The organism is Streptomyces sp. NPDC007901, assembly GCF_042959465.1.
Taxonomy (GTDB): Bacteria; Actinomycetota; Actinomycetes; order Streptomycetales; family Streptomycetaceae; genus Streptomyces.
Window position 1 is genome coordinate 293,128 of sequence record NZ_JBIBKW010000008.1, and the last position, 25,240, is coordinate 318,367.

Below are 25,240 nucleotides of genomic sequence, written 5' to 3' on the forward strand. Positions count from 1 at the left end.
GCGGAATGAAATGGAGAGAAGCGGAAAGAAGTGGCTCACAACCAGCGCGGGAGGCTGGGGAGTTCACCCGTGACGTGCAGTTCCTCGGTACCGCTCCGGCCGATGAGCCAGGCGGCCAGGGCGTACGCCGGTCCGGTGGCAGTGACGCCGGGGGACGTCGTGCCCAGTGCGACACTGCCGTGGCCCTCCGATCTCAGCTCGGCCCCGACACCCGGGGAGAGGCGGGCCGACATCCACCCGGCCACATCGCGTACGAGGGCCCAGGCGAACTCGGGCGGCAGCGCGTCCATGCCGACGTCCGCGTGCAGATCGACCAGGTGGATCCACACCTCGCGGGCCCGCAGCCACGGCACTTGCGACGCCGGGATCTCGCGGCCCTGCCCGCTGACAACCGTGGCCGACCAGTCATCGGCCGACAGTGCCTCGGCGGCCTTGCGGAAACGGGCGGCGGACTCCCGTACGTCCTCCCGCTGTTCGACCAGGGGCCGTCCGGCGCCCGCCTCGATGTCCGTGGCGCGTTGGTCCGGCGAGGCGTACATGGGCGTACGGATCCCGGTGCGGGCCCAGGTCAGCAGGTTGACCAGGGCGTCGGCGTTGCGGGAGAGGTGGGTGAGCAGGTGGCCGCGGGTCCAGCCCGGCAGGGCGGAGGGCTCGGCCGTGGCACGGGCGGGTAGCGTGTCGACCGCCCGCTGCAGTGCGAGGTGCCCCTCCTCCACCCAGTCCAGGTCCTTCACTGCTTGTCCTCGACGATGGCGTTCACGCACTCACCGACGCCCTCGACCACGGTCCGTACCACCTGGCCGGGCTTCAGGAACACCTTCGGGTCGCGGGCCGCGCCGACGCCGCCCGGTGTACCGGTGAGAACGAGGTCGCCCGGCTCCAGCGTCGTGAACGTGCTGAGGTACGCGGCGATGTCCGCCGGGGTGAAGAGCAGATCGGACGTGCGTGAGCGCTGCATGACCTCACCGTCCACCTCGAGGCGGATCTCCAGGTCGGCCGCGTCGCCGACCTCGTCACCGGTCACCAGCCAGGGCCCGGCCGGGGTGCTGGCCTCCCACGCCTTGCCCTGCAGCCACTGCGGGGTACGCCACTGCCAGTCCCGCATGGAGATGTCGTTGACGACGGTGTAGCCGGCGATCGCGGCCGCCGCCTCCTCCTTGGTGGCCCGGCGGCGCAGCCGGGAGCCCACGACGAAACCGAGTTCGGCCTCCCAGTCCAGCTCCCCCGTCTCGCCCGGGTGGACGATGTCGTCGCGGGCGCCGAGCAGGACGTTGGCGAACTTGCCGAAGAGAGCGGGGTACGACGGCATCTCGCGGCCCATCTCCGCGATGTGGGTGCGGTAGTTGTGGCCCACGCAGAAGATCTTGGCCGGGGTCGTGACGACCGGGGCGAGGTCGAGTGCGGCCGCCTCGTGCGCCGGACCGTCGGCCGCGGCCGCGTACGTACGCCAGTCGGGTCGGCGCAGCAGGGCGGCGACGTCGGGGGCACCGGTCTCCACGGCCCGGTCGCCGTCGAGACGGACGGCCGCCGTGCCGTCGGCGGTGCGGATGGTGGCGAGTTTCATGCGCGGGTGCTCCCGGTCGTTTCGGTGCGGGCGAGGTGGAGCGCTTCGTAGAGGGGCGCGTCGCTGAAGGTGAAGAGGTCGAGCTGTGTGTGCGCGGCAATGGTCAGGGCGCACCAGGAGGGGACGGCGATCAGATCGCCGTCGGTCACCTCGATCACCCGGTCGTCGAGGGTGACGGTGCCGCTGCCGCGGAAGACCTGCCAGACCGAGGAGCCCACCGTGCGGCGGGTGGCGGTGGCGGTGTGCGGGCGCAGGCGGTGCATCTCGGTGCGCAGGCTGGCGAGCGCGTCGCGGCCGGTGGCGGGGTTGGTGAAGCGGATGCCGGCGTGGCCGGGCTCGATGACACCGGGTTGTCCCTCGTCCGCCAGCTCCAGCTGGGCGGTGAGGGCGTCGTCGGTGGCGGCCCAACGGTAGGCCATGAGTGGGGAGTCGGGGCTGTCCGGCGCCCCGATCGGACGCAGGCCCGGGTGGCCCCACAGCCGCTCGTTGCGCGACCGGGCCGGGGTCGACCGGTCGGACACCCCGTCCTCGCCGAACTCGAAGAACCCGGCGTCCAGGCGATGCACGAGCGGGATGTCGAGACCGTCCAGCCAGACCATCGGCGCCTCGCCGACGTGGTGGTGACCGTGCCAGTGCATCGACGGGGTGAGGAGGAGGTCGCCGGGGCGCATCTCCACCGCGTCGCCGTTGACGACCGTCCAGACACCCTCGCCCTCCAGGATGAACCGGAAGGCGCCCTGCGAGTGGCGGTGCGCGGGGGCGACCTCGCGCGGGCCCAGGTACTGGATCGCCGCCCAGAGATTGGGAGTCGCGTACGGCCGTCCGGGCAGGCCGGGGTTGGCGAGGGCGATGGCGCGGCGCTCACCGCCGCGACCGACCGGCACCAGATCTCCGGACCGGCGGGCGAGCGGCAGCAGGGTGTCCCACTGCCAGACGTGCGGGACGGCCTCGGGCTGCGGGGTCATCGGCATGAGGTTGCCGATCTCGGTCCACAGGGGGATGAGCCCGGCCACCGCGAAGCCGTCGTACAGCTTCCGCAGTTCGGGGTCGGTCTCCTCCGGGGCTATGACAGAGTCACTGGTCATCGGGGGTTCCTTCGGCGTCGATCCGGCACGCGATGTCGGCGCGCAGCGCTTTCTTGTCGATCTTTCCGACCTTGGTGGCGGCGAGTTCGGGGACGGTCACCAGCCGGTCCGGGAACTTGAAGCGGGCGACACCGGCGCGCTCCATGACGTGGTGGATGTCGCCGAGGGCGACCGTGTGCCCCGGCTCAGGCACGACGTAGAGACAGACTCGCTCGCCGAGTCGGTCGTCGGGCATCGCCACGGCGGCTGCGCGGGCGACGCCGGAGGTCTGGTAGGCGAAGTTCTCTATCTCCTCGGCGGAGATGTTCTCCCCGCCCCGGATGATCATGTCCTTGTCGCGGCCCTCGACGACCAGGTTGCCGTCGGGCAGCAACCGCACGATGTCGCCGGTGCGGTACCAGCCGTCCTCGGTGAAGGCGCGGGCGTTCTGCTCCTCGGCGCGGTAGTAGCCGCGTGGGGTGTACGGGCCGCGGGTGAGCAGAACACCCGGGGTCCCGTCGGGGACCGGGTCGCCCAGCTCGTCGACGACGAGGAGTTCGTCGTCCTCGCACATGGGGCGCCCCTGGGTCGTACAGATGATGTCCTCGGGGTCGTCCAGGCGGGTGTAGTTGAGCAGGCCCTCGGCCATCCCGAACACCTGCTGGAGCGTGCAGCCCAGCTCGGGACGGACCCGGCGGGCGACGTGGTCGGCGAGCCGGGAGCCGCCGACCTGAAGGAGGCGCAGCGAGCTCAGGTCGCTCCCGGGGTGTTCCCGGTGGTGGTCCAGCCAGCGCTGGGCGACGGCCGGGACGAGGGCGGAAGCGGTGACACCCTCGCGCTCGACGATCGGGAACGCCTTCTCCGGGTTGGGCGAGCCCAGCACCACCCGCCCGCCGTTCAAGAGCACGCCCAGCAGACCCGGGCAGGCGAGCGGGAAGTTGTGGCCGAGGGGCAACGCGGCGAAGTACACGGTGTCCGGCCCGAATGCGCAGACCTCGGCGCTGCGGCGGGCGTTGTAGACGTAGTCGTCGTGCGTCCGGGCGATGAGCTTGGGCAGCCCGGTGGTGCCGCCGGAGAGCAGGAAGACGGCGATAGAGCGGCTGTCGGGCCGGTACGCGTCCACGGCCGCACGGTCCGTCGGCGTGCCCGGCGCGGCGCACAACTCCCGTAGATCCACTGCGCCGTCGCCGACCTTGTCGCCAAGTACCAGAACATGCTGGAGAGTTGGCGAGTCCTCGGTGATCTCGAACGCCATCGCCTGGTGGTCGTGGCCCTTGAGGAAGTCCGGCACCGCGACGGCCACGGCCTCGCTGTGCTCGACGAGGTGACCGATCTCGTGTCTGCGGTGCCCGGGCAGTGCCATCACCGGGATGACGCCGAGGCGCAGACAGGCGTAGGTCAGGATCACGAACTCGGCGGTGTTGGGCAGTTGCACCACCAGCCGGTCGTCCGGACGGAGCCCCAGCGCGGCCAGGCGCAGGGCCACGGCGTCGGCGCGCTCGGCCAGTTGACGGTACGTCAGTCGCCGGTCGCCGTCGACGAGTGCGACCGCGTGGGGTGTGGCGTCGGCGGCGGCGTGGAGCCGGTCGCCGACGGCGTGTCCCTCCCAGTAACCCTTCGCGGTGTAGCGCTCGGCGTACTCCGCGGGCCAGGGGACAGCGCCGTTGCTGCTCGGCCTTGGCATGGTCGTTCTCCTCGGGTGTGGTCGGCCGTGCGCACGACCACGGCGTCCAGGGCGATCAGCCCGTCGGCGGTGAGCCGCAGGGGGTTGATCTCGATCTCTGCGGTGTCCGGGCTGGCGGCCAGAGCAGCGGCGAGCGCCGAGGTGACCCGCCCGAACTCGGCGCGGTCGAGCACGGGTCCGCCGCGCCAGCCGTCGAGCAGGGCGCGGGCGGCCAGGTCGTCGGGCATCCCGGCGGCCTCGGCCGCGGAGAGCGGGGCGAGCCGGATCGCCACGTCGGCGAGCACCTCGGCGGCCGTACCGCCGAGGCCGGCGAGGACGACCGGCCCGAACACGGGGTCCCGCCGTACGCCGAGCACGAGGTCGACGCCGGCCGGGGCCATCGCCTCCACGAGACAGCGGCGGTCGGGGCCGATGGCGTCCAGCGCCGCGTCGAGCTCTTCGGGGGTGCGCACGCCCAGATGGACTCCGCCGACCTCCGTCTTGTGGAGGATCGAGGCGTCGAGCACCTTGACCGCGACCGGCCCGCCCAGCAGGCGCAGGGCGTAGTGGGCGTCGGCGCGGGTGTCGCAGGCGACGCGCTTCGGGGTCCGGATGCCGAGCCCCGCGAGGAAGGTCTTGGCGGCGTCCTCGTCCAGAGGGCCGGCGGGCACGGAGGCGGTCGTACCCTGCGAAGCCGCCTCGGGCCGCACCGCCCGCTGCCGGGCATGCGTCACCAGAGCCCGTACGGCATTGGCGGCCGATGCCGGTCCGGCCAGCGCCGGAATCCCCGCCTTGTGCAGCCGCGCCCGCTGCTCGGCGACATCCTCCGGCAGGCCGCCGACGACCACCACGGCCGGGGACCGGGGGCCGAGGCCGGCGTCCTGGGCGGCCGAGGCGAGGTCGACGCTGTCGGGCTCGGTCAGGGCGTAGACGGCGAGCAGGTCCACCGCCGGGTCCGCAGCTGTGGCGTCGAGGACACGGGCGAAGGTCTCGGCGGGCCGGCCGGTGTCGACCGGGTTGCGCTGGTAGGTGAGCGGGGGAAGCAGCTCGCTCAGCGTGCGCTGCGTGGCCTCGGCCAGCTCCGGAGTCCGGATGCCGTCGCTGCCCGCACGATCCGCCAGCAACAGCCCCGGCCCGGCCTGGGCGGTCACGATGGCGAGCCCCGGGTCCGGGTGGGGGCGCAGCTGGATGCGCGAGAGCGCGGTGAGCGCGTCCACCATCTCCCGTTCGTCGTCGACGACCACCGCCCCGGCCTGCCGCAGCGCGGCACGGGTCGTACGCCAGGAGGTGGCGAGCGCACCGGTGTGCGACCGGGCGAAGTCACCGACGTCGCTGCGGCCGACGACCAGCGCCACGACCGGCTTGACGGCGGCCACCAGCCGTACGGCCTCGACCAGGCGTGGCCCGTCCGGCACCGTCTCGAGATGCAGCGCGACGGCTTTCGTACGGTCGTCGTCCGCGAGGTGTTCCAGGACGTCCGCGGCGTTGACGTCGAGGCCTGCCCCGATGCCGATGCCGAGGCTGATCCCGTTCCCGGCGGCGACCAGGTCGAAGGAGAGGGCGTGGTTGACGCCGCCGCTGGCCGCGACGACCGCGATGTCCCCGGCCGGCAGCTGCCCGGCCGCGGGCACGAAGCTGGCCGTCAGTCCGAGGTGCGGGGCGAAGAAACCGGAGGTGTTGGGACCGAGCAGGCGGATCCCCGTCTCCTGGGCAACGCGGCGCAATGCCTGCGCGTACTGCTCGCCCTCCGGGCCCGCCTCGCCGAAACCGCCCGCGCAGACCAGCGCCGCACGGCAGCCCGCGGCGGCCGCCTCGGCCAGTGCCTGTGCGCAGCCCGCCGCCGGTACGCAGAGCACGGCCAGGTCGAGCCGTCCCCCGGTGTGCGCGACGGCTTCCGCGACCGAGGCGTACACGCCCTCGTCGGGCTCCGGGCGCCGCGCGTTGACCAGGGCACGGGCGCCGGGGAAGGGGGCCAGCGAACGGGCCATGGCAGCGCCCAGCTTGCCGCTCCGCCGTGACGCGCCGATCACGACGACGCCCTCGGGCGCGAACATCGGCGTCAGGTCGGTGCTCATGACTGCTCCCCCGCGACCAGGTCGGCGCGCCCGGACAGCAGCAACGTTTCTGCACGGTCGTCGTCCATCACGTCCACGTCCTCCACGATCAGCGCGGGCACACCGTGCACCAGCCGGGCCTGTTCGGCGAGCAGCGACCGGGTGAGCGGGGTTCCGCCCTGGACGGCGACCAGATCCGGGGGTGCGTCCCCGCTCAAGGCCTCGGCCAACTGACGGTAGATATGCGGCAGTTGGGCTTCATCCTCCGGTGCGGTGAACCAGAGGCCCCCCTCGGAGCGCAACGCCGCGAGCTCCTTTGAGGTCAGCCGGCGTCGGCCGAACTCCCTGAAGGGCGTGTCCAGGGGATCGCGTCCTTCGTGCGCCGCCCGCCAGTCCTGTACGACCTGCTCGACGAACTCCGGGTCGCGGCGCGCGATCCGCTCCTTGCCGATGCTGCGGGAGATGAAGTGAAAAGCGAACTGGGTCGGTTCGAGCGCGTCGTGGTAGCGCCCGAAGTGCTCCCACCAGGACAGGCTCGGCCGGGCGGAGTTCTGGATCTTCGCCACCGAGGGCTGCCGCGCCGCCTCGTACGCCTCCAGGGCGCTCGCGAGGTCGTCCCGGTGGGCGAGGAGGCTGTCGGCGAGAGCGACGGCGTCCTCCATGGCCATCTTGGTTCCGGAGCCGACGGAGAAGTGCGCGGTGTGCGCGGAGTCGCCGAGCAGGACGACGTTGCCGCTGTGCCAGCGCCGGGTGCGCCGGGTGCGGAAGTTGCCCCAGCGGGAGTTGTTGACGAGCAGTCGGCGCCCGTCGATCTGCTCGGCGAAGAGCTTCTCCAGGTACTGCCTGGTCTTCTCGTCGCTCGGGCCCGGCGGCTGCGCGGTGTCGAACTCGTCGAGCCCCGCCCGCCGCCAGGACTCCTCGTCCGTCTCGACGATGAAGGTACTGACGCTGTCGCTGATCGGGTATCCGTGCACGGCGAACGTGCCGTGCGGGCCGTGCTCGTGCACGAAGGTCAGACCGTCGAAGAGATAGTCCGTGCCGAACCAGATGAACTTCGCGGTCGCGACCTCCACCTCCGGCACGAGCACGTCGGCGAGGCGGTCACGGAACCGGGAGTTCGCCCCGTCGGCGGCCACGACCAGGTCGTAGTCGGCCAGCTGCGCCGGATCCGCGGGGACCTCGTGGCTGAACCGGAGCTCGACCCCGACCTCCTCGGCCCGCCGGTGCAGCAGCTGGAGCAGGTCCTTGCGGGTGATGGCGGCCATGCCGTTGCCGCCGCACCGGATCCGCTGCCCCTTCAGCCGCACCTCGATGTCGTCCCAGTGCCGGCCGTACTCCGCGAGAGCCGTGCGCAGCACAGGGTCCGCCGCGTGGATGGCGGCCAGCGTCGCGTCCGAGAACACCACGCCGAAGCCGAAGGTGTCCTCCGCACGGTTCCGCTCGAAGACCGTCACCTCCACCGACGGATCGGCCTGCTTGATGAGCGCCGCGAAGAACAGCCCGCCGGGGCCGCCTCCCACGCAAGCGATCCGAGAAATCATGGCCTCCGCCTCCACGTCGAGTAACAAGCCCAGACTCAGGCCCGGACGCATCCTGTGTCAACAGATACACGGACGTCAATAATTTGTTGCGCTTCATCGCACCCGCACAACCTGCAGAATCAGGGGTTTCCTCGGTAGGCCGACTCATCCTTACGACGGCCGTCCGTGTGACATAGTCGGTTCCGTGAAGCCTCGATCAATCGTCTTCGACCTGTTCGGCGACTACGTCCGCTACCGCGGCGGCACCGCCCGACTGCGCACCCTCAGCACCCTGATGGGCTGTTTCGGCGTCGGTGAGAGCACGGTGCGGGTGGTTCTCGCACGCCTGCGCAAGGAGGGCTGGTTCGACGTCCGACGCGAGGGCAGGGAGACGCTCTACGCGCTCAACAAGCGCAGTCTCCAGCTCCTCGACGAAGGCCGCTCACGCATCTTCGACCGGGCGCCGTCCGACTGGGACCGGCACTGGTACATGGTCATCTACTCGGTCCCCGAGAGCGAGCGCGGCGTACGCGACCGCATCCGCAAGGAGCTGGCCTGGCTGGGCTTCGGCCCCCTGGCCCCGTCCACGTACGTCTCCCCGCACGACCGGCTCCAGCGGGTCCGGGAGAAGTTCGCGGACGAGCCGGCCGTCCGCCTGGACACCCTGCGCTGCCAGTCCGGCGGCCTGCCCGTCGACCGCGAGATGGCGGCGCGCAGCTGGGATCTCGCCGCCCTCAACGAGGACTACCGGGAACTGCTGCGCACCTACCGCAGCCGGATGCCGTCGTACCGGGCCGGACACCTCGGCCCCGAGGAGGCGATGGTCGAGCGCATGCGGCTGACCTACGACTACCGCAAGTTCCCCTTCCGTGACCCCGACCTGCCGACCGAACTCCTCCCGGCGGGCTGGGTGGGCCACGAGGCGCACGAGATGTTCCTGGAGGCCCACGAACTCCTCGGCCCGTCGGCCGAGACCTACTACGACGAGGTGGCCGGCCCGCGTCCCGTCGCATAGGGCACGACGACAGCTGCGTCGGCTCTCGACGCATGACCCGAGCGTGATCTCGCGCTCCTCCTGGTCTTCATCGACCCCGCCGATGCCGATCTGCTCGACGTGCCCCGGGGCACGCGGCGCTCACCAGTCGGTCTGCGTGCGGGCCGATTCTCGTCCTGCGCAGCGGGCCGAGGGAGAGGAGGGGCGCCCGCCGACGATATGTGCGGGCACGCTGCCCGTGGGTACGCGGGTGGTGATCCGGGAGGAGCAGCCGGCGACGAGGAGGCGCTGACATGCCCGGCCTGCTGAAGACGGGCCGGACCGGGCCGAGGCGGCTGCGGGAGCTGCCACGCGGCTCCGGACCCGTGGTCGCGCCGGGGGCCTACGACGCGATGAGCGCGCTCCCCGTCGAGCAGGCGGGCTTCCCGGCTGTGTACATGACCGGCTTCGGAGCGGCTGCCTCCTTGCTGGGCCGCCGCTCCTTGCTGATGCCCCGCATTCGCAGCAGGGCGGGCGGTGCGCCGCTCATGTCGCGCCGTCCGCGTTCATCCGCGTCATCGCGGACCTCCCCACGGTGCAGGTGGTGGGATGAGAAATCGATTTCGTGGGTCTCGGCGAGCAGTCCGGGACACATACGGGCGGGCAGGGAGGAACGGCCGGCGAATCCGTCAGGAGTCCGCCCGCTGGCGGGCCGCCAGCGCGTGCGCTGCCTCCCGGGTCGCCGGGTAGAGGTCCAGGTAGAGCCGGTAGAGCTCGTCGTAGACCGCACCGGCCTCCGGGTCGGGCTCCACCACGGCCACGGCCGGGTTCCAGCCGGCGACGTCGCCGGGGCCGGCCAGCCCCGCGCCCAGCGCGGCGAGGACCGTGTCGCCGTACGCCGCGCCGATGGTGTGGCGCGGCAGCTCCTGCGGCCTGCCGGTGACGTCGGAGACGATCCGGGTCCACAGGCTGCGGGCGCCGCCCACGGCGACCAGCCGGCGGATGTCGCCGCCCGCTGCGGCCATGGCGGCGAGGTTGTGCCGTACCCCGAAGGCGGTGCCCTCCAGCACGGCCCGGTAGAGGTGGCCGCGCTGATGACGCAGCGTCAGACCGTGGAGCAGGCCACGGGCGTCCGGGTCGAACAACGGAGTGCGCTCCCGGGCGAAGTACGGCAGCATCAGCAGGCCCTGCGCGCCGGGCGGCACTTCGGCCGCCTCGGCCGTCAGGGTCTCGTACGAGGCTCCGGTGAGGTCGCGCAGCCAGCCGGTGACCGCTCCCGAAGTGGCCATCCCGGCGGCCAGGCAGTACGTGCCGGGGAAGGCGCCCGCGGTGCCCCACAGCTGCGGGCTGCTCACCACGCCGGCCGTGACGTTCACCAGGAACATGGTGGTGCCGTACATCAGCATGACGTCCCCGGGACTGCCCACGCCGACTCCGGTGGCCTCCGCCCAGGCGTCCACCGTGCCGGCGACCACCGGGATTCCTTCCGGCAGTCCGGTCTCGGCGGCGGCCCCCGCGGTGACGGTTCCGACCACCTCGGCGGGCTGGACCAGCCGCGGCCACTCCAGTCCGGGGGCGACCTCCTCGCACCGGTCCTCGATCCACGCCTGCTCGCGCAGGTCGTACAGCGGCGTGCACTGGCTGGCGGAGTGATGATCCAGGACGTAGGCGCCGGTGAGCCGGTGGGCGAGGTAGGAGCTCGCCATGAACCAGCGCCGGGTGCGGGCGAAGACCTCCGGCTCGTGCCGGCGCAGCCAGGCGAGTTTGGGGCCGACGGCCTGGCTGGTCAGCGGTGACCCGCAGCGAGCCAGTACCGCCTCGCCGCCGTAACGGGCGGTCTGCTCGGCGATCTCCTCCCCGGCCCGGGTGTCGACGCCGTACAGGATCGCCGGCCGCAACGGGGTGCCGGAGGCGTCCGTGGGCAGCAGACACGGGCCGATACCACTGACCCCGACCGAGGCGGGCCGCTCGCCGTGCGGCGCGCGGGCCAGCAACTCGCCGGCCAGTTCCCTGAAGTCGTGCCACCAGACGGCCTGGGCATCGTGCTCCACCCAGCCGGGCTGCGGGCTGGAGGTGCGGGTTCGCGCACGGCCTGGGCGACGAGCTCGCCGTCGGGGCGGGTGAGCACGCCCTTGGAGCCGGAGGTGCCGATGTCGATGCCGCTTACACAAGGGGAGACGGCGACATGCCCGCCCAGGACTCGCGTCCCACGATCCACATTCCGGGGACCACCAGCCACGCCCTCGCCCGGCGCGCGGGACACAACGGCGAGGGAACTCTGCGCTACCTCAAGGCGGGCAGCGGCGCGCTTCTGGTCCTGCTGCACGCTGTGCGCACTCAGGCGAGCACTTCCGCCACCTCATTCCGCTGATCGCGGACCGGTACACCGTGTATGCCCTCAATTCTGCCGGGGATGGGCTACTCCGAGATCGCCCCCGGGGCGTCGTACGACGGGCCGGCCATACGCGCGGGCGTCAAGGCGCTCCTCACCGAACTCGACCTCCACGACGTGACGTTGGTGGCGAGTCCATGGGGACGGTGCTCGCCCTGACCACCGCGGCCGACCTCCCGGAGCGGTCCGGCGGGTCGTCGCGGTGAACACGTATGAGTTACGACCCCATGAACCCATTGCCTACCACCGGCGGAGCCCTGTTGCTGACCGACGACTTCCGGCCTGGTCCGCTCGACCAGACGGCCGTGGAGGCGCGCGAGGACTTCCTCGTCTTCACAACCGAACCGCTCACCGAGGACGTCAAGGTGACCGGCCGTGTGGGGCGGTGAGCGACACCGGGGAGCATGCCGAGCACGTCGTGGACCTGTGGTCGACCAGCATCGTGTTCCGGGCAGGGCACCGCATACGGCTCCAGGTCACCTGCAGCAACTTCCCGCGCTAAGACCGCAACCTCAACACGGGCGAGCCCGAGGAAAGCGCGATGTCGGCCCGAGTGGCTCACCAGCAGGTCTTCCACGGCCCCGCCCGGCCCTCCTGCCTCGTTCTGCCCGTGGTGGCTGCGGCCTGACAAGAGGGAGCGCGTGTCGACAACCTGTCGGGCGACGCGGTGCGGGAGCGCCTGAAGCGGCTGATCGCCGACGATGTCATCAAGGTGGAGGGCAGTGTTTGCCGGCCGTGGTGGGTCTGGACAGTTTCACCCTGGTCGGCATCACGGTCGAGGGGCCCGCACTGCCCGTGGCCCGGGCTCTCGCGGAACTGTGGGAGACCGATCTGGTGGTGCAGACGACCGGCATGTTCGGCATCATCGCGGAACTCGTCTGCCGAAACGATCGTGAACTCCTGCGCTCACTCATGGACAGCGGGGGCCCAGCGAGTCGGCCGGTGCCGGTGTTCTGGAACATCTCGACGAGGGTGACAACGCCCTGGTCGCGTGCTCCAGAAGGACGGTAGGACACCCTTCAAGTAACTGGTGTACGGCCACGGTGTCCAAGCCGCGGGCTCCGGCCCGCGGCTTGACCGCCCTTCACCTCTCGAGTACGACGGCGAGGCCTTGGCCGACGCCGATGCAAATTGCCGCGACTGCGATGCCGCTGCCCCGGCGGGCGAGTTCGTGGGCCGCGCGGCCGATGATGCGTCCCCCGGACGCTCCGAGCGGATGCCCCATCGCGATCGCGCCTCCGTACAGGTTCACCTTCTGTGGGTCGAGGTCTCTCCACAACCGCAGACAGGCGAGCGACTGCGCTGCGAATGCTTCGTTCAGCTCGACCAGGTCGACGTCGGCCCATGTGCGTCCGGAACGGGCGAGGGCGCGGTTGGCCGCCTCGACGGGTGCGACTCCGAAGACGTCGGGGGCGTTGCCGAACGCCGCGCGGGCTGCGATGCGGGCGAGGGGTTCGCCGTCGAGCACGCCTTCGCGGGCGACGAGCACGGCGGAGGCGCCGTCGTTGATGGGTGACGAGTTCCCGGCGGTCACCGTGCCGTTGGCGGCGAACGCCGGGCGCAAGCCGGCGAGTACTTCGACGGTCGATTCGTCGCGGATGCTTTCGTCGCGGGCGAGGTGGTGGCCGTCGACCTGGACGATCTCGTGGTCGAAGACGCCGTCCGCCCATGCGCGGGCGGCCAGGCGGTGGCTGCGCGCCGCGAACGCGTCCTGCTCCTCACGTGAGATCCGGTGGATTCCGGCAAGCTTTTCGGCGGTCTCGCCGTTGGAGATCGTCCATTCCTTCGGCAGGCGAGGGTTGACCATGCGCCATCCGATCGACGTGTTCCACATCGTCTGGTTGCCTGCGGGAAAGGGCCGGGTGCTTTTCTCGACGACGTACGGCGCGCGACTCATGGACTCCACGCCGCCCGCGAGCACGATGTCGGCGTCTCCTGCCTCGACGGCTCGTGACGCCTGGATGACGGCCTCGACCGAGGACCCGCACAGGCGGTTGACGGTGACTCCCGGGACCGAGGTGGGGAATCCGGCGAGCAGCGCGCCGAAGCGTGCTACGTCGCGGTTGTCCTCGCCGGCCTGGTTCGCGTCGCCGAATATCACGTCGTCGATGCGCGCGGGATCAAGGCCGGTGCGCTCGACGGTGGCGCGCATGACGATGGCGGCGAGGTCGTCGGGGCGTACGTCGGCGAGGGCTTTGCCGTGCCGTCCGAAGGGGGTGCGCACGGCGTCGTACACGAAGCTCGCGGGCATGTCAGTTACCTCTCAGGGGTACCGCGGCGTCGGTGACGTCGGCGAGGTTGAGTCCGGTCAGGGCGGCCAGGGAGTCCACCGTGTTGTCGCCGAACGTCTCGCGCACGCGCAGTCCGTCGGGCGTGACGTCGAACACCGCGTGATCGGTGTAGATGCGGGTCACGCAGCGCACTCCGGTCAGCGGGTAGGTGCAGGTGGCGACGAGTTTCGGCGTGCCCTGCTTGGTGAGCAGGTCGGTCATCACGTAGACCGACTTCGCGCCGATGGCGAGGTCCATCGCTCCGCCGACGGCGGGAATCGCGCCGGGCTCGCCCGTCGACCAGTTCGCGAGATCGCCGGTTTCTGACACCTGGAACGCGCCGAGCACACACACGTCCAGGTGGCCGCCGCGCATCATCGCGAAGGAGTCGGCGTGGTGGAAGTACGCCGAGCCAGGCAGCGCGGTTACCGGCTGCTTGCCGGCGTTGATCAGGTCGGGGTCGACGGTGCCGGGCTCGGGTGCGGGCCCCATGCCGAGCATCCCGTTCTCGGTGTGCAGGACGACCTCCGTGTCGTCCGGCAGGTAGTTGGCGACAAGGGTGGGGGCGCCGATGCCAAGGTTCACGACCGATCCCTCGGGGATGTCGGCCGCGATGCGGCGGGCGAGGTCGGTGCGGCTGATGCGCGTGGTCATCGGCTCTCCTCCCGTGCCAGCGGGCTTCCCTCGATGTCGACGCCGCCGACGAACACGCCTTCGTCGAGCCAGCGGCGTTCTCCCACCGCGACGACGTGGTCGATGAAGATGCCGGGCGTCACGACTGTCTCGGGGTCGATGTCGCCGAGCGGCACGATCTGGTCGACCTGGGCGATGGTGGTGGCCGCCGCGGCCGCCATGATCGGGCCGAAGTTGCGGGCGGTCTCGCGGTAGACAAGGTTGCCCCAGCGGTCGGCCCGCAGGGCGCTGATCAACGCGACATCAGCTCGGATCGGGTATTCGAGCACATAGTCGCGGCCGTCGATCGTGCGCACCTCCTTGCCTTCCGCGAGCTGTGTGCCGACGCCTGTCGGCGAGAAGAACGCGCCGATACCCGCGCCCGCGGCGCGGATGCGTTCGGCGAGATTCCCCTGCGGGACGAGCTCCAGCTCGATGTCTCCCGTGCGGTAGAGGCCGTCGAACACCCACGAGTCGCTTTGTCTCGGGAACGAGCAGATGATCTTCCGTACCCTTCGCGCCGCAAGAAGCGCGGCAAGACCCGTGTCGCCGTTGCCCGCGTTGTTGTTGACGACGGTCAGGTCGCGTGCTCCGTGGGCGATGAGTGCGTCGATCAGCTCCACCGGCTGGCCCGCGCGTCCGAAGCCACCGATCATCACGGTGGCGCCGTGACGGATCCCTGAGACGGCGGCCGCGGTGTCCTCGACAGTCTTGTCGATCATTGTTCCTCCACCCGTTCGGGCATCGCGCGACCTCTCCAGCGATTTCACATGGCCGGCCCGCCTGGTGACAGTGCACGAGGACAACACCATCTGACGTAGACATAGCCTCTATGCTTATGTCATATCACGCCGTGAGCGTCTTGGGCAGGGTCGATGAGCGTGAGGTGCAGCGTCCTCCGCCTGACGGTCACCGCGATGCCGCGCACTCACCGGTGCGTCGAACGCACGGCGTCGCCGTTAGGGTCTTTTCGGCGGCGATCCCGCTCTCCTCGCCAATGAAGACTGGAGCTAATAAGCTATGCCTATGTCTGAACTCGCGAGCGAACGCTACACCGACCGCATCGCCACCGGACCGCTCATCCTCGTCCAGGAGGTCCTGAACACCCGCGCCGCCGGCAAGCCCGCGCTCGAGGACCTGCTCTCGACGCCGGAATCTGCGACGTCATGGCTCTCCGGCGCGCTGGACGAATGGAGTCGACGTACCGGGACGGAGGCGCCGGCGACCGAGGTCGATGAACCGGGGCTGGTGCGGCTTCAGCAGCTACGCGCGTCGCTGCAGATGACGGTCTCGGGTGCGGTGCGCGACGCTCCGGTCCGATCCGCGCCGAAGGGGGTGAGCGGCGCGCTCGAGGTGCGGATCGACGCCGATGGCGTCTTTTCGCTGGCGCCGCGCGGCAAGGACGTCGGGTGGGCCGTGGCGGCCGTGCTCAACGAGATCACGAACGCCCAACTGACGGGTACGTGGCGTCGTCTGAAGATGTGCCGTAACCGGGTCTGCTCGGTTGCGTTCTACGACGGCACGAACCCCAACAACGGGGTCTGGCACGACGTGCGTATGTGCGGTAACGCCGTGAACCTTCGGGCCTCGCGGCAGCGTCGGGCGGCCGCGCGCGCTTAGCGCGCCGCGGGCCGCCCGGCCGACTCGCCGACCGCTCAGCCCTTCGCGGCCCGGCAGGAGCCCCACAGTGCACCGGGATTGATACGCGACGGGTGACGCTCGAGCATGTACTCGTAGAGCTCGAGGGTGCTGCCGGTGCGACGCACCCCGCTGTTGAAATCAAGGATGTAACGGCGGGTCTCCTCGATGTGACGGGGATCGTCGTCGGCGGTCTGATCCTTGTGGCCCGCGACGATCGCGGTCGGCGCCAACGCCTCGACCGTGTCGAGAGCCCTCAGCCACTCGGCTCGCCCGTCCGCGTCCGATGCCGCGAGCATGAGGTGCACGTTGTTGTAGATCACGTCGCCGGCGACGACCAGCTCCAGGTCGGGCACGTGCAGGCAGGTGGTGTTGTCGCTGTCGGTGTGCCCCAGGCGGACCGGACGGACCTCCGCCCCTCCGACGGTCAGGACCTCGTCCTCGAGAGGTTCGGCGAGTACCAGTCGCTCAGCGATCTGCTCGGGGAACCAGGCGCGCCAGACCGCCTTGAGTACCTCGGGCGAGGACTGGTAGGCCATGTCCTCGACGACCTCGGGCAGCGCGAAGGCGCGCGCGCCCGGGTACTGCTGCAGCAAGGCTCCGAGACCGAACCAGTGGTCCCCGTGGCCGTGCGTGACGTACACGCTCGTCACGGGGGCCGCACGCTCGCTGAGCCAGCGCAGCAGGCCCTCCGACTGCGCGATCGTGAAGAGCGGATCCACCAGCAGCGCCTCCCCCTCGTTCGAGATGAGGATGCTCGACGTCGGCGACCACGAACGCTCGCCCTGATCGGGCGGCACGTCGGAGTTGGTGGTCGGCATGCCGTCCGCGACGTGCACGGCGTAGGTCAGGGCGTTCGACGTCATTGGTGGACTCCTCGGATTCTCGGGTGGTCGCTCCCACTCCGGCCGGAACGTGGAGGGAGCCCGAAGGCCCGGTCCTCGTTCCGTCGCTCACGGAGCGATGACATTGACGCAAGCATAGACCCTATGCTTACGTCATAGAGCTCGCGTCGGCCGAGAATCCGGAGAGCCACCGGCTCCGATTCGTCGCCGCAAGAGAGCGATCGTCAAAGGAGACACGAGATGAACAGCCCAGCGACGAAGGCGCCGACCGCGGTGCTCGTCCACGGATACCTGGACGACGGCGCCATCTGGAACACCGTCCGCACCGTCCTCGACGAGCAGTCGATCCCCTCGATCGCGTTCGAGCTCGCCGGCATGGGTGCACGCGCCTCGGATCAAGGGCCGTTCACACTCGCTCGCTGGGCCGACGACCTCGAGAGCGTCGTGCGCACGACGGAGGGCCCCGTCGTGCTCGTCGGCCACAGCATGGGGAGCCAGATCGCCGAGCTCGTCGCCGCCCGTCTGGCCGATCAGGTGCGCTCCCTCGTCCTGGTCAACCCGATCCCGCTGGCGGGCACTCACCTGCCCCCGGAGCAGATCGCCCCCTTCCAGGCACCGGATCTCGGACTCGACGCGCAGCGTGCCTTCCGCGGTGCGCTCGCCACCGCGTTCCCGGACGAGGAGAATGACCGGCTCGCCCAAGTGACGCTGCACGTCGACCCGTCGACGATCTCCGACACGGCGACGGCATGGAACGACGGCCACCCGGACGGACACCAGCCCAGCAAGTACCGCGGAGGCGTCTCCGTCCTGCGCGGCGAGAACGACCCCTTCGTGACGGAAGAGATCGTCTCCGCGTATGTCGTGCCGCGCTTCCCCGGCGCCGCCTCGCAGACCATCGCCGGGGCAGGCCACTGGGCGCACGCCGAGAACCCGGCGGCGGTCGCCGCCGTCATCACGGCGGTCGTCGAGGAGACCGCGTCAAACTCCGCCGACGGCCGCCCGGCCAAGGCCTGGACGGCCGCGTTCGAGCAGCGCACCCAGGACTCCTTCGCGGCGGCGCTCTCGCCGAACGTGCGGATGGAGGCCAGCGCGCTCGCCAAGCCGCTGGAGCGCAAGGAGCAGGTCGAGGCCCTCATGGCCGCGGTGAGCTCCGCGTATGAGCGGCTCGAGTTCGTCCGGAAGGTGCAGGACGGACATCGGACGTATCTGGAGTGGGAGGCCAGCGCGTTCGGCGGCTTCGAGATGAAGGGGATCACGATCCTCACGCGTGATGACGAAGGGCTCATCACGGAGATCGCCATCCACCACCGTCCCCTCGGCGCCGTGGTGCAGATCAACGCGAAGGTCGGGGCGGCCCTGACCGCGGCCGGCCTCATCCCCGCCGAGTACTTCAACTTCACCGAAGGCGAATGACCATGACGGAACGCATCGACGTAGAGTTCACGGCGGACGGGGGCGTGACGCTGCGCGGCTGGCTCTACCTGCCGGACGCCGAGGGCCCGCGCCCCGCGATCACGATGGCGCACGGATTCGGCGGCAACCGCGAGATGGGCCTCGACCCGTACGCACGCAAGTTCGCCGACGCCGGGTTCGTGGTGCTCGTCCACGATCACCGCACGTTCGGCGCCAGCGACGGCGAGCCCCGCAACGACGTCGACCCGTGGCGTCAGATCGCGGACTGGCGCCGCGCGATCAGCTTCCTGGAGGCCCGGCCGGAGGTCGACGCGGACCGCATCGGGGTGTGGGGCACGAGCTTCGCGGGCGGTCACGCGATCGTGCTCGGCGCGACCGACGTGCGGATCAAGTGCGTGGTGTCGCAGGTGCCCACCATCAGCGGATTCGAGCAGTGGCAGCGCAGGGTCCCGCCGGAGCGCATCGCCGCCTTCGAGCTCGCCCAGGCCGACGACGAACGCGCCCAGGCCGCCGGCGGCGAACTGCGGTACCAGACCTCCATCGGCGACGATCCGGCCGACCCGGCCCTGTACACCAGCCCGGACGCGCTGCGCTTCTACCGTGACCTGGTTCCGCCGGGCCGCGAGAACAACACGGTGACGATGCGCTCCAGCCGGGCCGCGCGGCTGTACGAGCCGGGCGTATGGATCACTCGGGTCTCGCCCAAGCCGCTCATGATGATCGTCGGGACCGGCGAGACGGTGATCCCGGCCGACATCCAGCTCGCCGCCTTCGAGCGGGCGCTGGCCCCGAAGGAGCTGGTGCTGCTGCCGGGCGGGCACTTCGACGCCTACAAGGTGCACTTCGAGGAATCCAGCGGCGCCGCGCTGTCGTGGTTCCGAACTCACCTCGACCCGGTCCCGGCCTCGACCGGCTCGTGAGACGGAGGCGGTTCCGGCCACTGCTGGAACCGCCTCCCCAGGCGGGTGACCGCCGCCTCTCTCCCCGGCGGCGCGCTTCCGGAACGTGGCAGCCACGGTCACGCGCCACCTGGCACGGTCGGCCATGACATGGGCCTCGTCAAGTGCCGTACCGACCCGTTCACCGCCGCCGTGTGTGTACCGACGCGGGCATGCAGAAGACCCGTCGCAGGCGGCGGCTGTAGCGCTTGGGGCAGTGCAGGGTGGAGTGCTCGCGCCGGCATCTGAGGCGCGCCCGCGGCGATCGCGGTCGGCGAGCGTACGCAGGACAGCCGGTTGGCGAGCGGAGAGTGCCACATCGCCGTCCTGCGACACCTGCTGTCCGTGCTGGTGCTCCGGCTGGCCGACCGGCCGGGTGGGCTTCCCAGCACTACGGAAGACAGCGACACCTTCCGCCGATTCCGCGAGGCGGTCGAGCGTGACTTCACCAAGACCCGTGAGGTCGCTGACTACGCCAGAAACCTGGGCTACTCCCCGCGCACGCTCACGAGGGCAACCGCATCCGCGGTCGGTACCAGCGCCAAGGGGTTCATCGACGAACGAGTCATGCTGGAGGCCAAGCGCCGCCTGGCCCACAGCGACGAGCCCGCCGTCCGCGTTGCCGCACACCTCGGCTTCAGCAGTGCCACCAACTTCAGCAAATACTTCCAGTCCCGAGCCGGACAGAGCCCGATCCAGTTCAGGAACGCGTCCCGACAGGTCTCACGTCCGCAAGGTGAGCCCTGACGCTGCGGACGTGCGTCATGCGGATTCAGCTCCCTCTTCCGGCAAGGGCGTGGCGAAACGGGTGGACTCCGAAGTCCACCCAGTCGCCGAGGAGATCAGAGCCCGAAGTCGCCCGGGCAGAGGTGTGCTCGGGGGCTTCGCGTGGGTGGATGTGGCAGTCGACCAGCACGCCGAGGCCCTTGCGCAGGGCAGCCAAGTCGCGGATCTGGGCCGCGGGCAGCATCGGACAAGCATTGAAGTCGAACTCGGGCACGGCGCCGGTGCTCCCCGTCAGGCCGCCGACTGCGGACGTGCATCACCGACCTGGCGGACTGCTTCCAGTCGTCGGCCCCTGCGGTCAGCTCCGTCCGCGTGTCCGGGCGAGGCCGCCGGGGCACACGGACGGACCGAGGGGCGGCCCGCTGAGGGCCGTCCCGACCCGTGCGCCGCAGCGGACGTAATCCGGCGTGGTGAAAGCGAGATCCCACTCGCCCGGCGAGGAACCCACTGGGACGCAAAGGGGCGTTCTGTTTTCGTGAACGCCCCTCAGATTCAGAACATCGTGTTGTCGTTGGCGGAAGTGGCCGGCACGTCCTGAAGCACGTCCCAGTGCTCGACGATCTTCCCGCCCTGTACCCGGAACAGGTCCACGACGGCCTGCCCGCGCTCGCCGGGCGCGTTCACGTAGTGACTGTGGACGGCGACCAGATCCCCCTCGGCGACAACGCGCTTGCGGGAGACGGTCAGCTCCGGGAACGCCCGGAAGTACGCCCCAAGCCCCGCCCGCGCACCGGCCACACCATCCGCGATGCCGGGATTGTGCTGGTGGTACCCGGCGCTCCAGTACAGGTCGAGCGCGGACAGATCCTTGTCGACGATGAGCCGGTCGAATGCCTCGGTGACGAGCTTCTTGTTGGAGGCGGTGAGCCACCGCGGACCAGGTTGCCCGGTCTGCGGCCGACTGACGGTGGAGAACATGTCGTTGCCGTTGACACTGCTGTCGGGGACGTTCTGCAGGGTGTCCCAATGCTCGGCGATCTTGCCGTCCTGGAACCGGAAAATGTCGAATACGGCCGAGCCTCGACTTCCCGGCGTCAGTACGAGGTTGGAGTGCACCACGACGAGGTCGTTCTCGGAGATGACCCGCTTGATGTCGTACTTGGTGTCGGGGAACTGCTGATGCAACCCGACAGCGAAGTTCTTCAACGCCTCGGCGCCATTGGACGCGAGGGGGTTGTGCTGGATGTAGTCGGCCCGCACGAACCTGTCCACGACCGCGGTGTCACCCCGCTCGAACGCTCCCTTGAGGACGCGTACGGCCACGGTCTTCTGGTAGTCGAGCCGGGTGCCGCCGTCGACGTGCCCGTAGGTGTGACCCGCGTTGACGGGGGGCGAGGCGAAGGCGGGTACGGTCGCGGCGCCCAGCAGGGCGGACGTGGCGACCGTGGCGACGAGGATGCGACGGGTGGCCATGCGCCTGCTGGACATGTGGGAAGTCACGATGTTCTCCCTCTCGGGACTTGGGCGGTTTTCCGGAAGGTCGGAGCGGACTCAGTTCTTGGGGCCGAACATGTAGGCGTTGGCGACGTCGATGAGGGCTGCGCCCTGGTAGGCGGGGTAGCGCTCGGTGATCGCCTTCTTGTAGGCGTCGCCGTCGTCACCGAGCAGCTCCCGGCCGGCGTTGACGTAGTCGGTGAGCTCGGCCCAGACGGCGGGGGTGGTCGGCTCTCCGTGTCCGGGCAGGATGGTGTCGTACTCGGTCTCGGCCGCGAAGCGGTCGATGTTGGCCTGCCAGCCGTCGAAGTCCTTGTCCAGGAACCACAGGTGGGTTCGGTTGTAGACCACGTCCTGAGCGACCAGGACACCCTCCTCGGGCAGCTTGATCACGAGGGTGGTGTGGATCTCGCCGCCGGTGACCTTCTCGAACACGAACGGGATGCCGTCGATGACCTCGGTGCCCGGGGTGATCTCCACGGTCGGAGTCATGTCGGCGAGCGGGATCGCGGCGCCGGTGGGCAGATCCGTCTTGGCACCCATGGCGACGATCTCCGCGGTGGTCTCCGGCAGCGCGTGCACGGGGACGCCGAAGCGGGCCGCGCCCTGGTAGTGGTCCGGATGCGCATGGCTGACGACGAGGCGGTCGAGCGGCTTGCCGAGGCTCTTGGCGTAGGCGACGACCTCGTCGGCGTAGGCCAGGACGAACTGCGCGTCGACGGCGATGATCCGCGACGGCGTCTCGATCAGCTGGGTGGTGACGCCCAGGCCGTCCTCGGGCGCGCCGTAGCTGTGGATGCGGACCGAGCCCTTGTCGATGACCGTGAGGGTGCCGTGCATGGCTGTGCTCCTGTCGGAATGCGGATGAGCGGTGATGAGGGGAAGCGGGAAGGGGCGGATCGCTGATGGCCGGCTCACGACCGACCATCGGCCGCAACGGACACAGCTGGCTTTCCATCCCCACGGGCCCGCGCCCCTGGAACAACTCCATACTGGGACGGAACCGGAGGTCCAGCGAGGTACGCTGCGGTCTCGTGATGGTCCACAGGCGACAAGCACGGCGGAAGCCCGGTCGGCGGGAGACGGGCCTGCCGAAGGTGGTTTTCCAGCCTCCGGCCGGAACCCCGGCGGGCATGGAGGTCATGACCCTGGCCGACTTCCGCGACCGCATCCGGGACTGGCCCTGGCACATCGCCACCCCGCACCGGCAGGACTTCCACTCCCTGATGCTGGTCACCGCCGGCACCCTGCGCCACCGCGTCGACTTCACGGGGTACGTACTGCCGCCCGGTTCCTGGCTGTGGATCCGGCCCGGCCAGGTGCACCAGTGGCAGAACCCTGAGCAGGCCGAGGCCATCCTGGTCTTCTTCCAGGAGGACTTCGTCGCCCCCGAGACCGCGGAACTCGCCGGACTCGGCACCGGCACCGCCCCGATGCCCCTGTACAGCCCCGATCCTTCGGAGGCCCCCGTGCTGGCAGTTGCGGCCGAGCAACTGGCCGCGGAGTTCTCCCAGTGGGACCGCCATCCGCTGCCGGTGCACACCGCCCTGCTGCACCGCCTGCTCGACGTCGTACTCCTGCGCCTGGCCCACCTGCAGCAGCACGGCCAGGCTGCGGAGTCCGCCCCCGAGCCCTTCCTGCGTTTTCGCGACGCTGTCGAACGAGGTTTCTCCCGCACCCATCGCATCGACGACTACGCCCGCGAACTCGGCTACTCCACCCGCACCCTCACCCGCGCCACCCAGACCGCGGCGGGCCTCAGCGCCAAGGACTACCTCGACCAGCGCCTCGCCCTGGAGGCCAAGCGGCTCCTCGCCCACGGCACCGAACCCGCCTCCACCATCGCAGCCCACCTCGGCTTCACCAGCGCCACCCACTTCGGCAAGTTCTTCCAACGCCACACCGGCCAGACCCCCCTGGCCTTCCGCGCCTCCCAACATGCGTCGCCGCCTGCCTAGCCGCCCACGCCACCTGACTGCGTGAACGAGTTCGGCGAGGGCTGCTTGGGGCGCCGGCCCGTTGGAATCACGAGCAACAAACTCCATCCCTTGGGCCATAAGCCCGAAGTACTCACCAGCGCACGACTCACCGCGTGTTTCGGACGCCAGATCGAGGTCGCTCGGCATGCCGACCGCTGGACTGCCCGCTCGGTACCGGGAAAGTGACGGTCGGTGCCGCAGGCCTCCTCCCTCGGCATCGACCGCGTCGGCTGACGATCCTCCGAGCCGCCGCGCCCCGGCTCGAAGGTCATCGCATCCTCCCCTCCCTGGGGAGCCGGGGCACCGCCATCCGTCGTTCCGTGGCCGCCATGAAGTCACGGCGCGGAGGGCAGCCGCTGTTGCGCCCAGAGGGTCTTGCCGTAGGTGGTGTGGCGAGTTGCCCCACCGTCCGCTGAGCCGGGCGACGAGAAGCAGACCGCGTCCGCCCTCGTTGCGCAGTGCTCGGCGCCGATCGCGCCGAAGCGCTACGGAGCCCCGCTCGCGGTCCAGGTCCTCTCAGCCGACGGGTTCGTGCCTGGGACGGAATCGTCCATGTCGGTGATCTGGGATCAAGGTTCGGCGATCTGGGCGATGAAGGGTGACCGCGTCTCGATGCGGCACCGGCTCACCTGTGCAGGGACGCCGCGGGTCGAACCATGTACTGACGCAGGTACAAGTCACGGTAGGTGACGGGGCCGCGGGGACCGGGGACGCGGTCGATGTTGATGCCGGTTTCCGGCAGGCGCAGGAGCTTGAAGCCGTCGAGGAGGCGTGTGGTGGAGTTCCAGAAGACGCCTGAGCCACCGTAGGCGTCCATGAACTGGGCTGCGGTGTCCGGGTCGTGGGTGGCGATGGCGGCGGCCAGCCCGGAGGTCTCCTCGTTCGCGATCCGTGCTGCGTGGACCGGGCCGTCCGCCTCGTCGATCGTCACCGTTGCCGCATGATCGGAGTCCAGGGACCACTCGTAACCGCGCGCGTGGGGGTGCGGCGGCAGCGACGCAGCGATGCCCAGGTCTTCGAGCGTCTTCAGAATGCCCGGCAGCAGCTTGTCGTGAACAGCCCGGTCGATGAGGAGCAGATTGAGCCGGTTGCAGACGCCCAGCCGGTCCAGGCTGCTGGTGACCAGCTCGTGCACCAGCTTCTCGTCGGCGTCCGGGGCCACGTAGAGCACTCCGCCGCCGTCCGCGTGGGCCAGCGTGCGCACACCGTGGCGGGCGGCCTCTCGGCCGAGCTCCCGGGTGCTGTCGCCGCTGCCGCGCAGGATGACCAGAGGGATGGTCTCGGGCAGCGACACCAGCGCGTACGCAGCCGCCCGATCCTCGCTCGGCACCAGCTGGATGGCGTCCGGGTTCAGTCCCGCGCCGGTGAGAGCGGGCGTGATCACGTGGGTGACCAGGGCCTGGGAGGAGCGCAAGGCCGCCGAACCGGTGCGCAGTACGCCGCCGTTGCGGGACTTGACGAACTGGGAGGCGACGTCGAGCGTCACATTGGGACGCGCCTCGAAGTTCGCTCCGATGACCCCCACCGGACGGCGGCGCTCCAGCAGGACCAGGCCGTCGGGACGCTCCTCGAGGACGCTGTCCCGCAGCTCGTGCGGCACGTCCGCCAGCGTACGCAACGCCGCGGCCATTTCCTCGAGCCGCGGGCCGGTCAGCCGAAGGCGATCCTGCAGTGCCGCCGACATCCCGCTCGATGCGGCCGCTCGCAGGTCGGCCTGATTCGCCGCTGTCAGGACCTCGCGCGCCGTGTGCAGCCGCTCCGCCATGGCCCGTAGGGCGGTGTCGATCTCCACGTCCGACGCCCGGGCCAAGGCCGCCGAGCCCTGCGTCGCCCGGACCGCGCAGGCGTGAACCGCCTCCTGGACGGAGCTGGGCACGCTCATCTCGTTCCTGCGCACATCGGTCCCTTCATGGTCCAGGCGCACTACGCGTCGGGTGACAGGAGGATCGTTCAACAATCTCCGGGCGGTGTCACTGTAAACCGCCCGGTTTCCGCCGGGCAAGGGAAAGAGTGCCGTTCCTGTCCCGTGCCG

22 protein-coding genes and 3 pseudogenes are annotated in these 25,240 nt (G+C 70.4%); 9 read left to right on the top strand and 16 right to left on the bottom strand.

Annotated features, from left to right (window positions below):
* Positions 1 to 35: 35 nt before the first annotated feature.
* The 6 genes and pseudogenes from ACFZDK_RS26770 to ACFZDK_RS26795 form a co-directional block, all read right to left on the bottom strand.
* On the bottom strand, positions 36 to 734 hold the full coding sequence (locus ACFZDK_RS26770) for a maleylpyruvate isomerase family mycothiol-dependent enzyme (RefSeq protein ID WP_390976229.1): 699 nt from the start codon (positions 732 to 734) through the stop codon (positions 36 to 38).
* Positions 731 to 1,564, bottom strand: coding sequence for a fumarylacetoacetate hydrolase family protein (locus tag ACFZDK_RS26775; protein ID WP_390976231.1), 834 nt, complete (start codon positions 1,562 to 1,564; stop codon positions 731 to 733). Before ACFZDK_RS26775 ends, ACFZDK_RS26770 begins: the two co-directional genes overlap by 4 nt.
* Positions 1,561 to 2,649 carry a cupin domain-containing protein gene (locus ACFZDK_RS26780; protein WP_390976233.1) on the bottom strand — a complete coding sequence of 363 codons (1,089 nt, stop codon included), beginning with the start codon at positions 2,647 to 2,649 and terminating at the stop codon, positions 1,561 to 1,563. Before ACFZDK_RS26780 ends, ACFZDK_RS26775 begins: the two co-directional genes overlap by 4 nt.
* Complete coding sequence (locus ACFZDK_RS26785) at positions 2,639 to 4,312, bottom strand: AMP-binding protein (RefSeq protein WP_390976235.1); 1,674 nt, start codon at positions 4,310 to 4,312, stop codon at positions 2,639 to 2,641. The genes ACFZDK_RS26780 and ACFZDK_RS26785 overlap by 11 nt, the downstream gene beginning before the upstream one ends.
* Before the next feature lie 47 nt (positions 4,313 to 4,359).
* Positions 4,360 to 6,366, bottom strand: a pseudogene (locus ACFZDK_RS26790) (acetate--CoA ligase family protein); the annotation flags it as partial.
* Complete coding sequence (locus ACFZDK_RS26795) at positions 6,363 to 7,886, bottom strand: FAD-dependent monooxygenase (protein WP_390976237.1); 1,524 nt, start codon at positions 7,884 to 7,886, stop codon at positions 6,363 to 6,365. The gene ACFZDK_RS26795 and the pseudogene ACFZDK_RS26790, both read right to left, overlap by 4 nt.
* 184 nt (positions 7,887 to 8,070) lie before the next feature.
* On the opposite strand from ACFZDK_RS26795, the gene ACFZDK_RS26800 reads away from it, so the two are divergent.
* The gene (locus ACFZDK_RS26800; protein WP_390976238.1) at positions 8,071 to 8,880 is read left to right on the top strand and encodes a PaaX family transcriptional regulator C-terminal domain-containing protein; all 810 of its coding nucleotides are present in this window, start codon (positions 8,071 to 8,073) and stop codon (positions 8,878 to 8,880) included.
* Positions 8,881 to 9,241: 361 nt separating this feature from the next.
* Here the strand turns inward: ACFZDK_RS26800 and ACFZDK_RS26805 are convergent, their stop codons facing one another.
* Both ACFZDK_RS26805 and ACFZDK_RS26810 read right to left on the bottom strand, forming a co-directional pair.
* Positions 9,242 to 9,388 carry a hypothetical protein gene (locus ACFZDK_RS26805; RefSeq protein ID WP_390976239.1) on the bottom strand — a complete coding sequence of 49 codons (147 nt, stop codon included), beginning with the start codon at positions 9,386 to 9,388 and terminating at the stop codon, positions 9,242 to 9,244.
* 139 nt (positions 9,389 to 9,527) lie between these two features.
* Positions 9,528 to 11,056 (bottom strand): annotated as a pseudogene (locus tag ACFZDK_RS26810) (FGGY-family carbohydrate kinase).
* On the opposite strand from ACFZDK_RS26810, the pseudogene ACFZDK_RS26815 reads away from it, so the two are divergent.
* From ACFZDK_RS26815 to ACFZDK_RS26825, 3 genes and pseudogenes are all read left to right on the top strand, one after another.
* A pseudogene (locus tag ACFZDK_RS26815) lies at positions 11,024 to 11,453 on the top strand (alpha/beta fold hydrolase); the annotation flags it as partial. The pseudogenes ACFZDK_RS26810 and ACFZDK_RS26815 sit on opposite strands and share 33 nt — an antisense overlap.
* Positions 11,433 to 11,732, top strand: coding sequence for a CocE/NonD family hydrolase C-terminal non-catalytic domain-containing protein (locus ACFZDK_RS26820; RefSeq protein ID WP_390976509.1), 300 nt, complete (start codon positions 11,433 to 11,435; stop codon positions 11,730 to 11,732). The pseudogene ACFZDK_RS26815 and the gene ACFZDK_RS26820, both read left to right, overlap by 21 nt.
* A 224-nt stretch (positions 11,733 to 11,956) precedes the next feature.
* Positions 11,957 to 12,241 (top strand): hypothetical protein, encoded by a 285-nt coding sequence (locus ACFZDK_RS26825; RefSeq protein ID WP_390976241.1) that lies wholly within the window; start codon positions 11,957 to 11,959, stop codon positions 12,239 to 12,241.
* A gap of 73 nt (positions 12,242 to 12,314) precedes the next feature.
* Here ACFZDK_RS26825 and ACFZDK_RS26830 read toward each other — a convergent pair whose 3' ends face one another.
* The 3 genes from ACFZDK_RS26830 to ACFZDK_RS26840 are packed head-to-tail and all read right to left on the bottom strand — an operon-like array spanning position 12,315 to position 14,894.
* Entirely contained in the window at positions 12,315 to 13,481 is a 1,167-nt protein-coding gene (locus tag ACFZDK_RS26830) for an acetyl-CoA C-acyltransferase (RefSeq protein WP_390976243.1), read from the bottom strand.
* Between the two features lies 1 nt (position 13,482).
* Entirely contained in the window at positions 13,483 to 14,154 is a 672-nt protein-coding gene (locus ACFZDK_RS26835) for a 3-oxoacid CoA-transferase subunit B (protein WP_390976245.1), read from the bottom strand.
* Complete coding sequence (locus ACFZDK_RS26840; protein WP_390976247.1) at positions 14,151 to 14,894, bottom strand: 3-oxoacid CoA-transferase subunit A; 744 nt, start codon at positions 14,892 to 14,894, stop codon at positions 14,151 to 14,153. Before ACFZDK_RS26840 ends, ACFZDK_RS26835 begins: the two co-directional genes overlap by 4 nt.
* Before the next feature lie 304 nt (positions 14,895 to 15,198).
* Between ACFZDK_RS26840 and ACFZDK_RS26845 the strand changes: the two genes are divergently transcribed.
* Positions 15,199 to 15,792 carry a CGNR zinc finger domain-containing protein gene (locus ACFZDK_RS26845; RefSeq protein ID WP_390976249.1) on the top strand — a complete coding sequence of 198 codons (594 nt, stop codon included), beginning with the start codon at positions 15,199 to 15,201 and terminating at the stop codon, positions 15,790 to 15,792.
* A gap of 35 nt (positions 15,793 to 15,827) precedes the next feature.
* Here the strand turns inward: ACFZDK_RS26845 and ACFZDK_RS26850 are convergent, their stop codons facing one another.
* Positions 15,828 to 16,676 (bottom strand): MBL fold metallo-hydrolase, encoded by an 849-nt coding sequence (locus tag ACFZDK_RS26850; RefSeq protein ID WP_390976251.1) that lies wholly within the window; start codon positions 16,674 to 16,676, stop codon positions 15,828 to 15,830.
* Between the two features lie 219 nt (positions 16,677 to 16,895).
* Here ACFZDK_RS26850 and ACFZDK_RS26855 point away from each other — a divergent pair, with 219 nt between their 5' ends.
* The 3 genes from ACFZDK_RS26855 (at position 16,896) to ACFZDK_RS26865 (ending at position 19,756) form a co-directional block, all read left to right on the top strand.
* Positions 16,896 to 18,071, top strand: coding sequence for an alpha/beta fold hydrolase (locus ACFZDK_RS26855; RefSeq protein WP_390976253.1), 1,176 nt, complete (start codon positions 16,896 to 16,898; stop codon positions 18,069 to 18,071).
* Between the two features lie 2 nt (positions 18,072 to 18,073).
* Positions 18,074 to 18,991 carry an alpha/beta hydrolase gene (locus tag ACFZDK_RS26860; RefSeq protein ID WP_360245431.1) on the top strand — a complete coding sequence of 306 codons (918 nt, stop codon included), beginning with the start codon at positions 18,074 to 18,076 and terminating at the stop codon, positions 18,989 to 18,991.
* 363 nt (positions 18,992 to 19,354) lie between these two features.
* Positions 19,355 to 19,756, top strand: coding sequence for a helix-turn-helix domain-containing protein (locus ACFZDK_RS26865; RefSeq protein ID WP_390976255.1), 402 nt, complete (start codon positions 19,355 to 19,357; stop codon positions 19,754 to 19,756).
* A 25-nt stretch (positions 19,757 to 19,781) separates the two neighbouring features.
* On the opposite strand, the gene ACFZDK_RS26870 is transcribed toward ACFZDK_RS26865, so the two are convergent.
* The 3 genes from ACFZDK_RS26870 to ACFZDK_RS26880 form a co-directional block, all read right to left on the bottom strand.
* Positions 19,782 to 20,009: a hypothetical protein gene (locus ACFZDK_RS26870; protein WP_390976257.1), complete on the bottom strand. Its 228-nt coding sequence runs from the start codon at positions 20,007 to 20,009 to the stop codon at positions 19,782 to 19,784.
* Positions 20,010 to 20,287: 278 nt separating this feature from the next.
* Complete coding sequence (locus tag ACFZDK_RS26875) at positions 20,288 to 21,223, bottom strand: nuclear transport factor 2 family protein (RefSeq protein WP_390976511.1); 936 nt, start codon at positions 21,221 to 21,223, stop codon at positions 20,288 to 20,290.
* Between the two features lie 63 nt (positions 21,224 to 21,286).
* On the bottom strand, positions 21,287 to 22,069 hold the full coding sequence (locus ACFZDK_RS26880; RefSeq protein WP_054218411.1) for an MBL fold metallo-hydrolase: 783 nt from the start codon (positions 22,067 to 22,069) through the stop codon (positions 21,287 to 21,289).
* Positions 22,070 to 22,362: 293 nt separating this feature from the next.
* On the opposite strand from ACFZDK_RS26880, the gene ACFZDK_RS26885 reads away from it, so the two are divergent.
* Positions 22,363 to 23,187 carry a helix-turn-helix domain-containing protein gene (locus tag ACFZDK_RS26885; RefSeq protein WP_390976259.1) on the top strand — a complete coding sequence of 275 codons (825 nt, stop codon included), beginning with the start codon at positions 22,363 to 22,365 and terminating at the stop codon, positions 23,185 to 23,187.
* 646 nt (positions 23,188 to 23,833) lie between these two features.
* On the opposite strand, the gene ACFZDK_RS26890 is transcribed toward ACFZDK_RS26885, so the two are convergent.
* Positions 23,834 to 25,090: an aldehyde dehydrogenase family protein gene (locus ACFZDK_RS26890; RefSeq protein ID WP_390976261.1), complete on the bottom strand. Its 1,257-nt coding sequence runs from the start codon at positions 25,088 to 25,090 to the stop codon at positions 23,834 to 23,836.
* Between the last annotated feature and the right edge of the window lie 150 nt (positions 25,091 to 25,240).

What these genes read in the sequence shown, in the direction of transcription:
- ACFZDK_RS26785 (WP_390976235.1), bottom strand. Translation starts at nt 4,312, where the DNA reads ATGCCAAGGCCGAGCAGCAACGGCGCTGTCCCCTGGCCCGCGGAGTAC.
- ACFZDK_RS26835 (WP_390976245.1), bottom strand. Translation starts at nt 14,154, where the DNA reads ATGACCACGCGCATCAGCCGCACCGACCTCGCCCGCCGCATCGCGGCC.
- ACFZDK_RS26780 (WP_390976233.1), bottom strand. Translation starts at nt 2,649, where the DNA reads ATGACCAGTGACTCTGTCATAGCCCCGGAGGAGACCGACCCCGAACTG.
- ACFZDK_RS26875 (WP_390976511.1), bottom strand. Translation starts at nt 21,223, where the DNA reads ATGTCCAGCAGGCGCATGGCCACCCGTCGCATCCTCGTCGCCACGGTC.
- ACFZDK_RS26850 (WP_390976251.1), bottom strand. Translation starts at nt 16,676, where the DNA reads ATGACGTCGAACGCCCTGACCTACGCCGTGCACGTCGCGGACGGCATG.
- ACFZDK_RS26860 (WP_360245431.1), top strand. Translation starts at nt 18,074, where the DNA reads ATGACGGAACGCATCGACGTAGAGTTCACGGCGGACGGGGGCGTGACG.
- ACFZDK_RS26840 (WP_390976247.1), bottom strand. Translation starts at nt 14,894, where the DNA reads ATGATCGACAAGACTGTCGAGGACACCGCGGCCGCCGTCTCAGGGATC.
- ACFZDK_RS26855 (WP_390976253.1), top strand. Translation starts at nt 16,896, where the DNA reads ATGAACAGCCCAGCGACGAAGGCGCCGACCGCGGTGCTCGTCCACGGA.
- ACFZDK_RS26890 (WP_390976261.1), bottom strand. Translation starts at nt 25,090, where the DNA reads ATGAGCGTGCCCAGCTCCGTCCAGGAGGCGGTTCACGCCTGCGCGGTC.
- ACFZDK_RS26795 (WP_390976237.1), bottom strand. Translation starts at nt 7,886, where the DNA reads ATGATTTCTCGGATCGCTTGCGTGGGAGGCGGCCCCGGCGGGCTGTTC.
- ACFZDK_RS26830 (WP_390976243.1), bottom strand. Translation starts at nt 13,481, where the DNA reads ATGCCCGCGAGCTTCGTGTACGACGCCGTGCGCACCCCCTTCGGACGG.
- ACFZDK_RS26845 (WP_390976249.1), top strand. Translation starts at nt 15,199, where the DNA reads ATGTCTGAACTCGCGAGCGAACGCTACACCGACCGCATCGCCACCGGA.
- ACFZDK_RS26805 (WP_390976239.1), bottom strand. Translation starts at nt 9,388, where the DNA reads ATGAGCGGCGCACCGCCCGCCCTGCTGCGAATGCGGGGCATCAGCAAG.
- ACFZDK_RS26775 (WP_390976231.1), bottom strand. Translation starts at nt 1,564, where the DNA reads ATGAAACTCGCCACCATCCGCACCGCCGACGGCACGGCGGCCGTCCGT.
- ACFZDK_RS26880 (WP_054218411.1), bottom strand. Translation starts at nt 22,069, where the DNA reads ATGCACGGCACCCTCACGGTCATCGACAAGGGCTCGGTCCGCATCCAC.
- ACFZDK_RS26885 (WP_390976259.1), top strand. Translation starts at nt 22,363, where the DNA reads ATGGAGGTCATGACCCTGGCCGACTTCCGCGACCGCATCCGGGACTGG.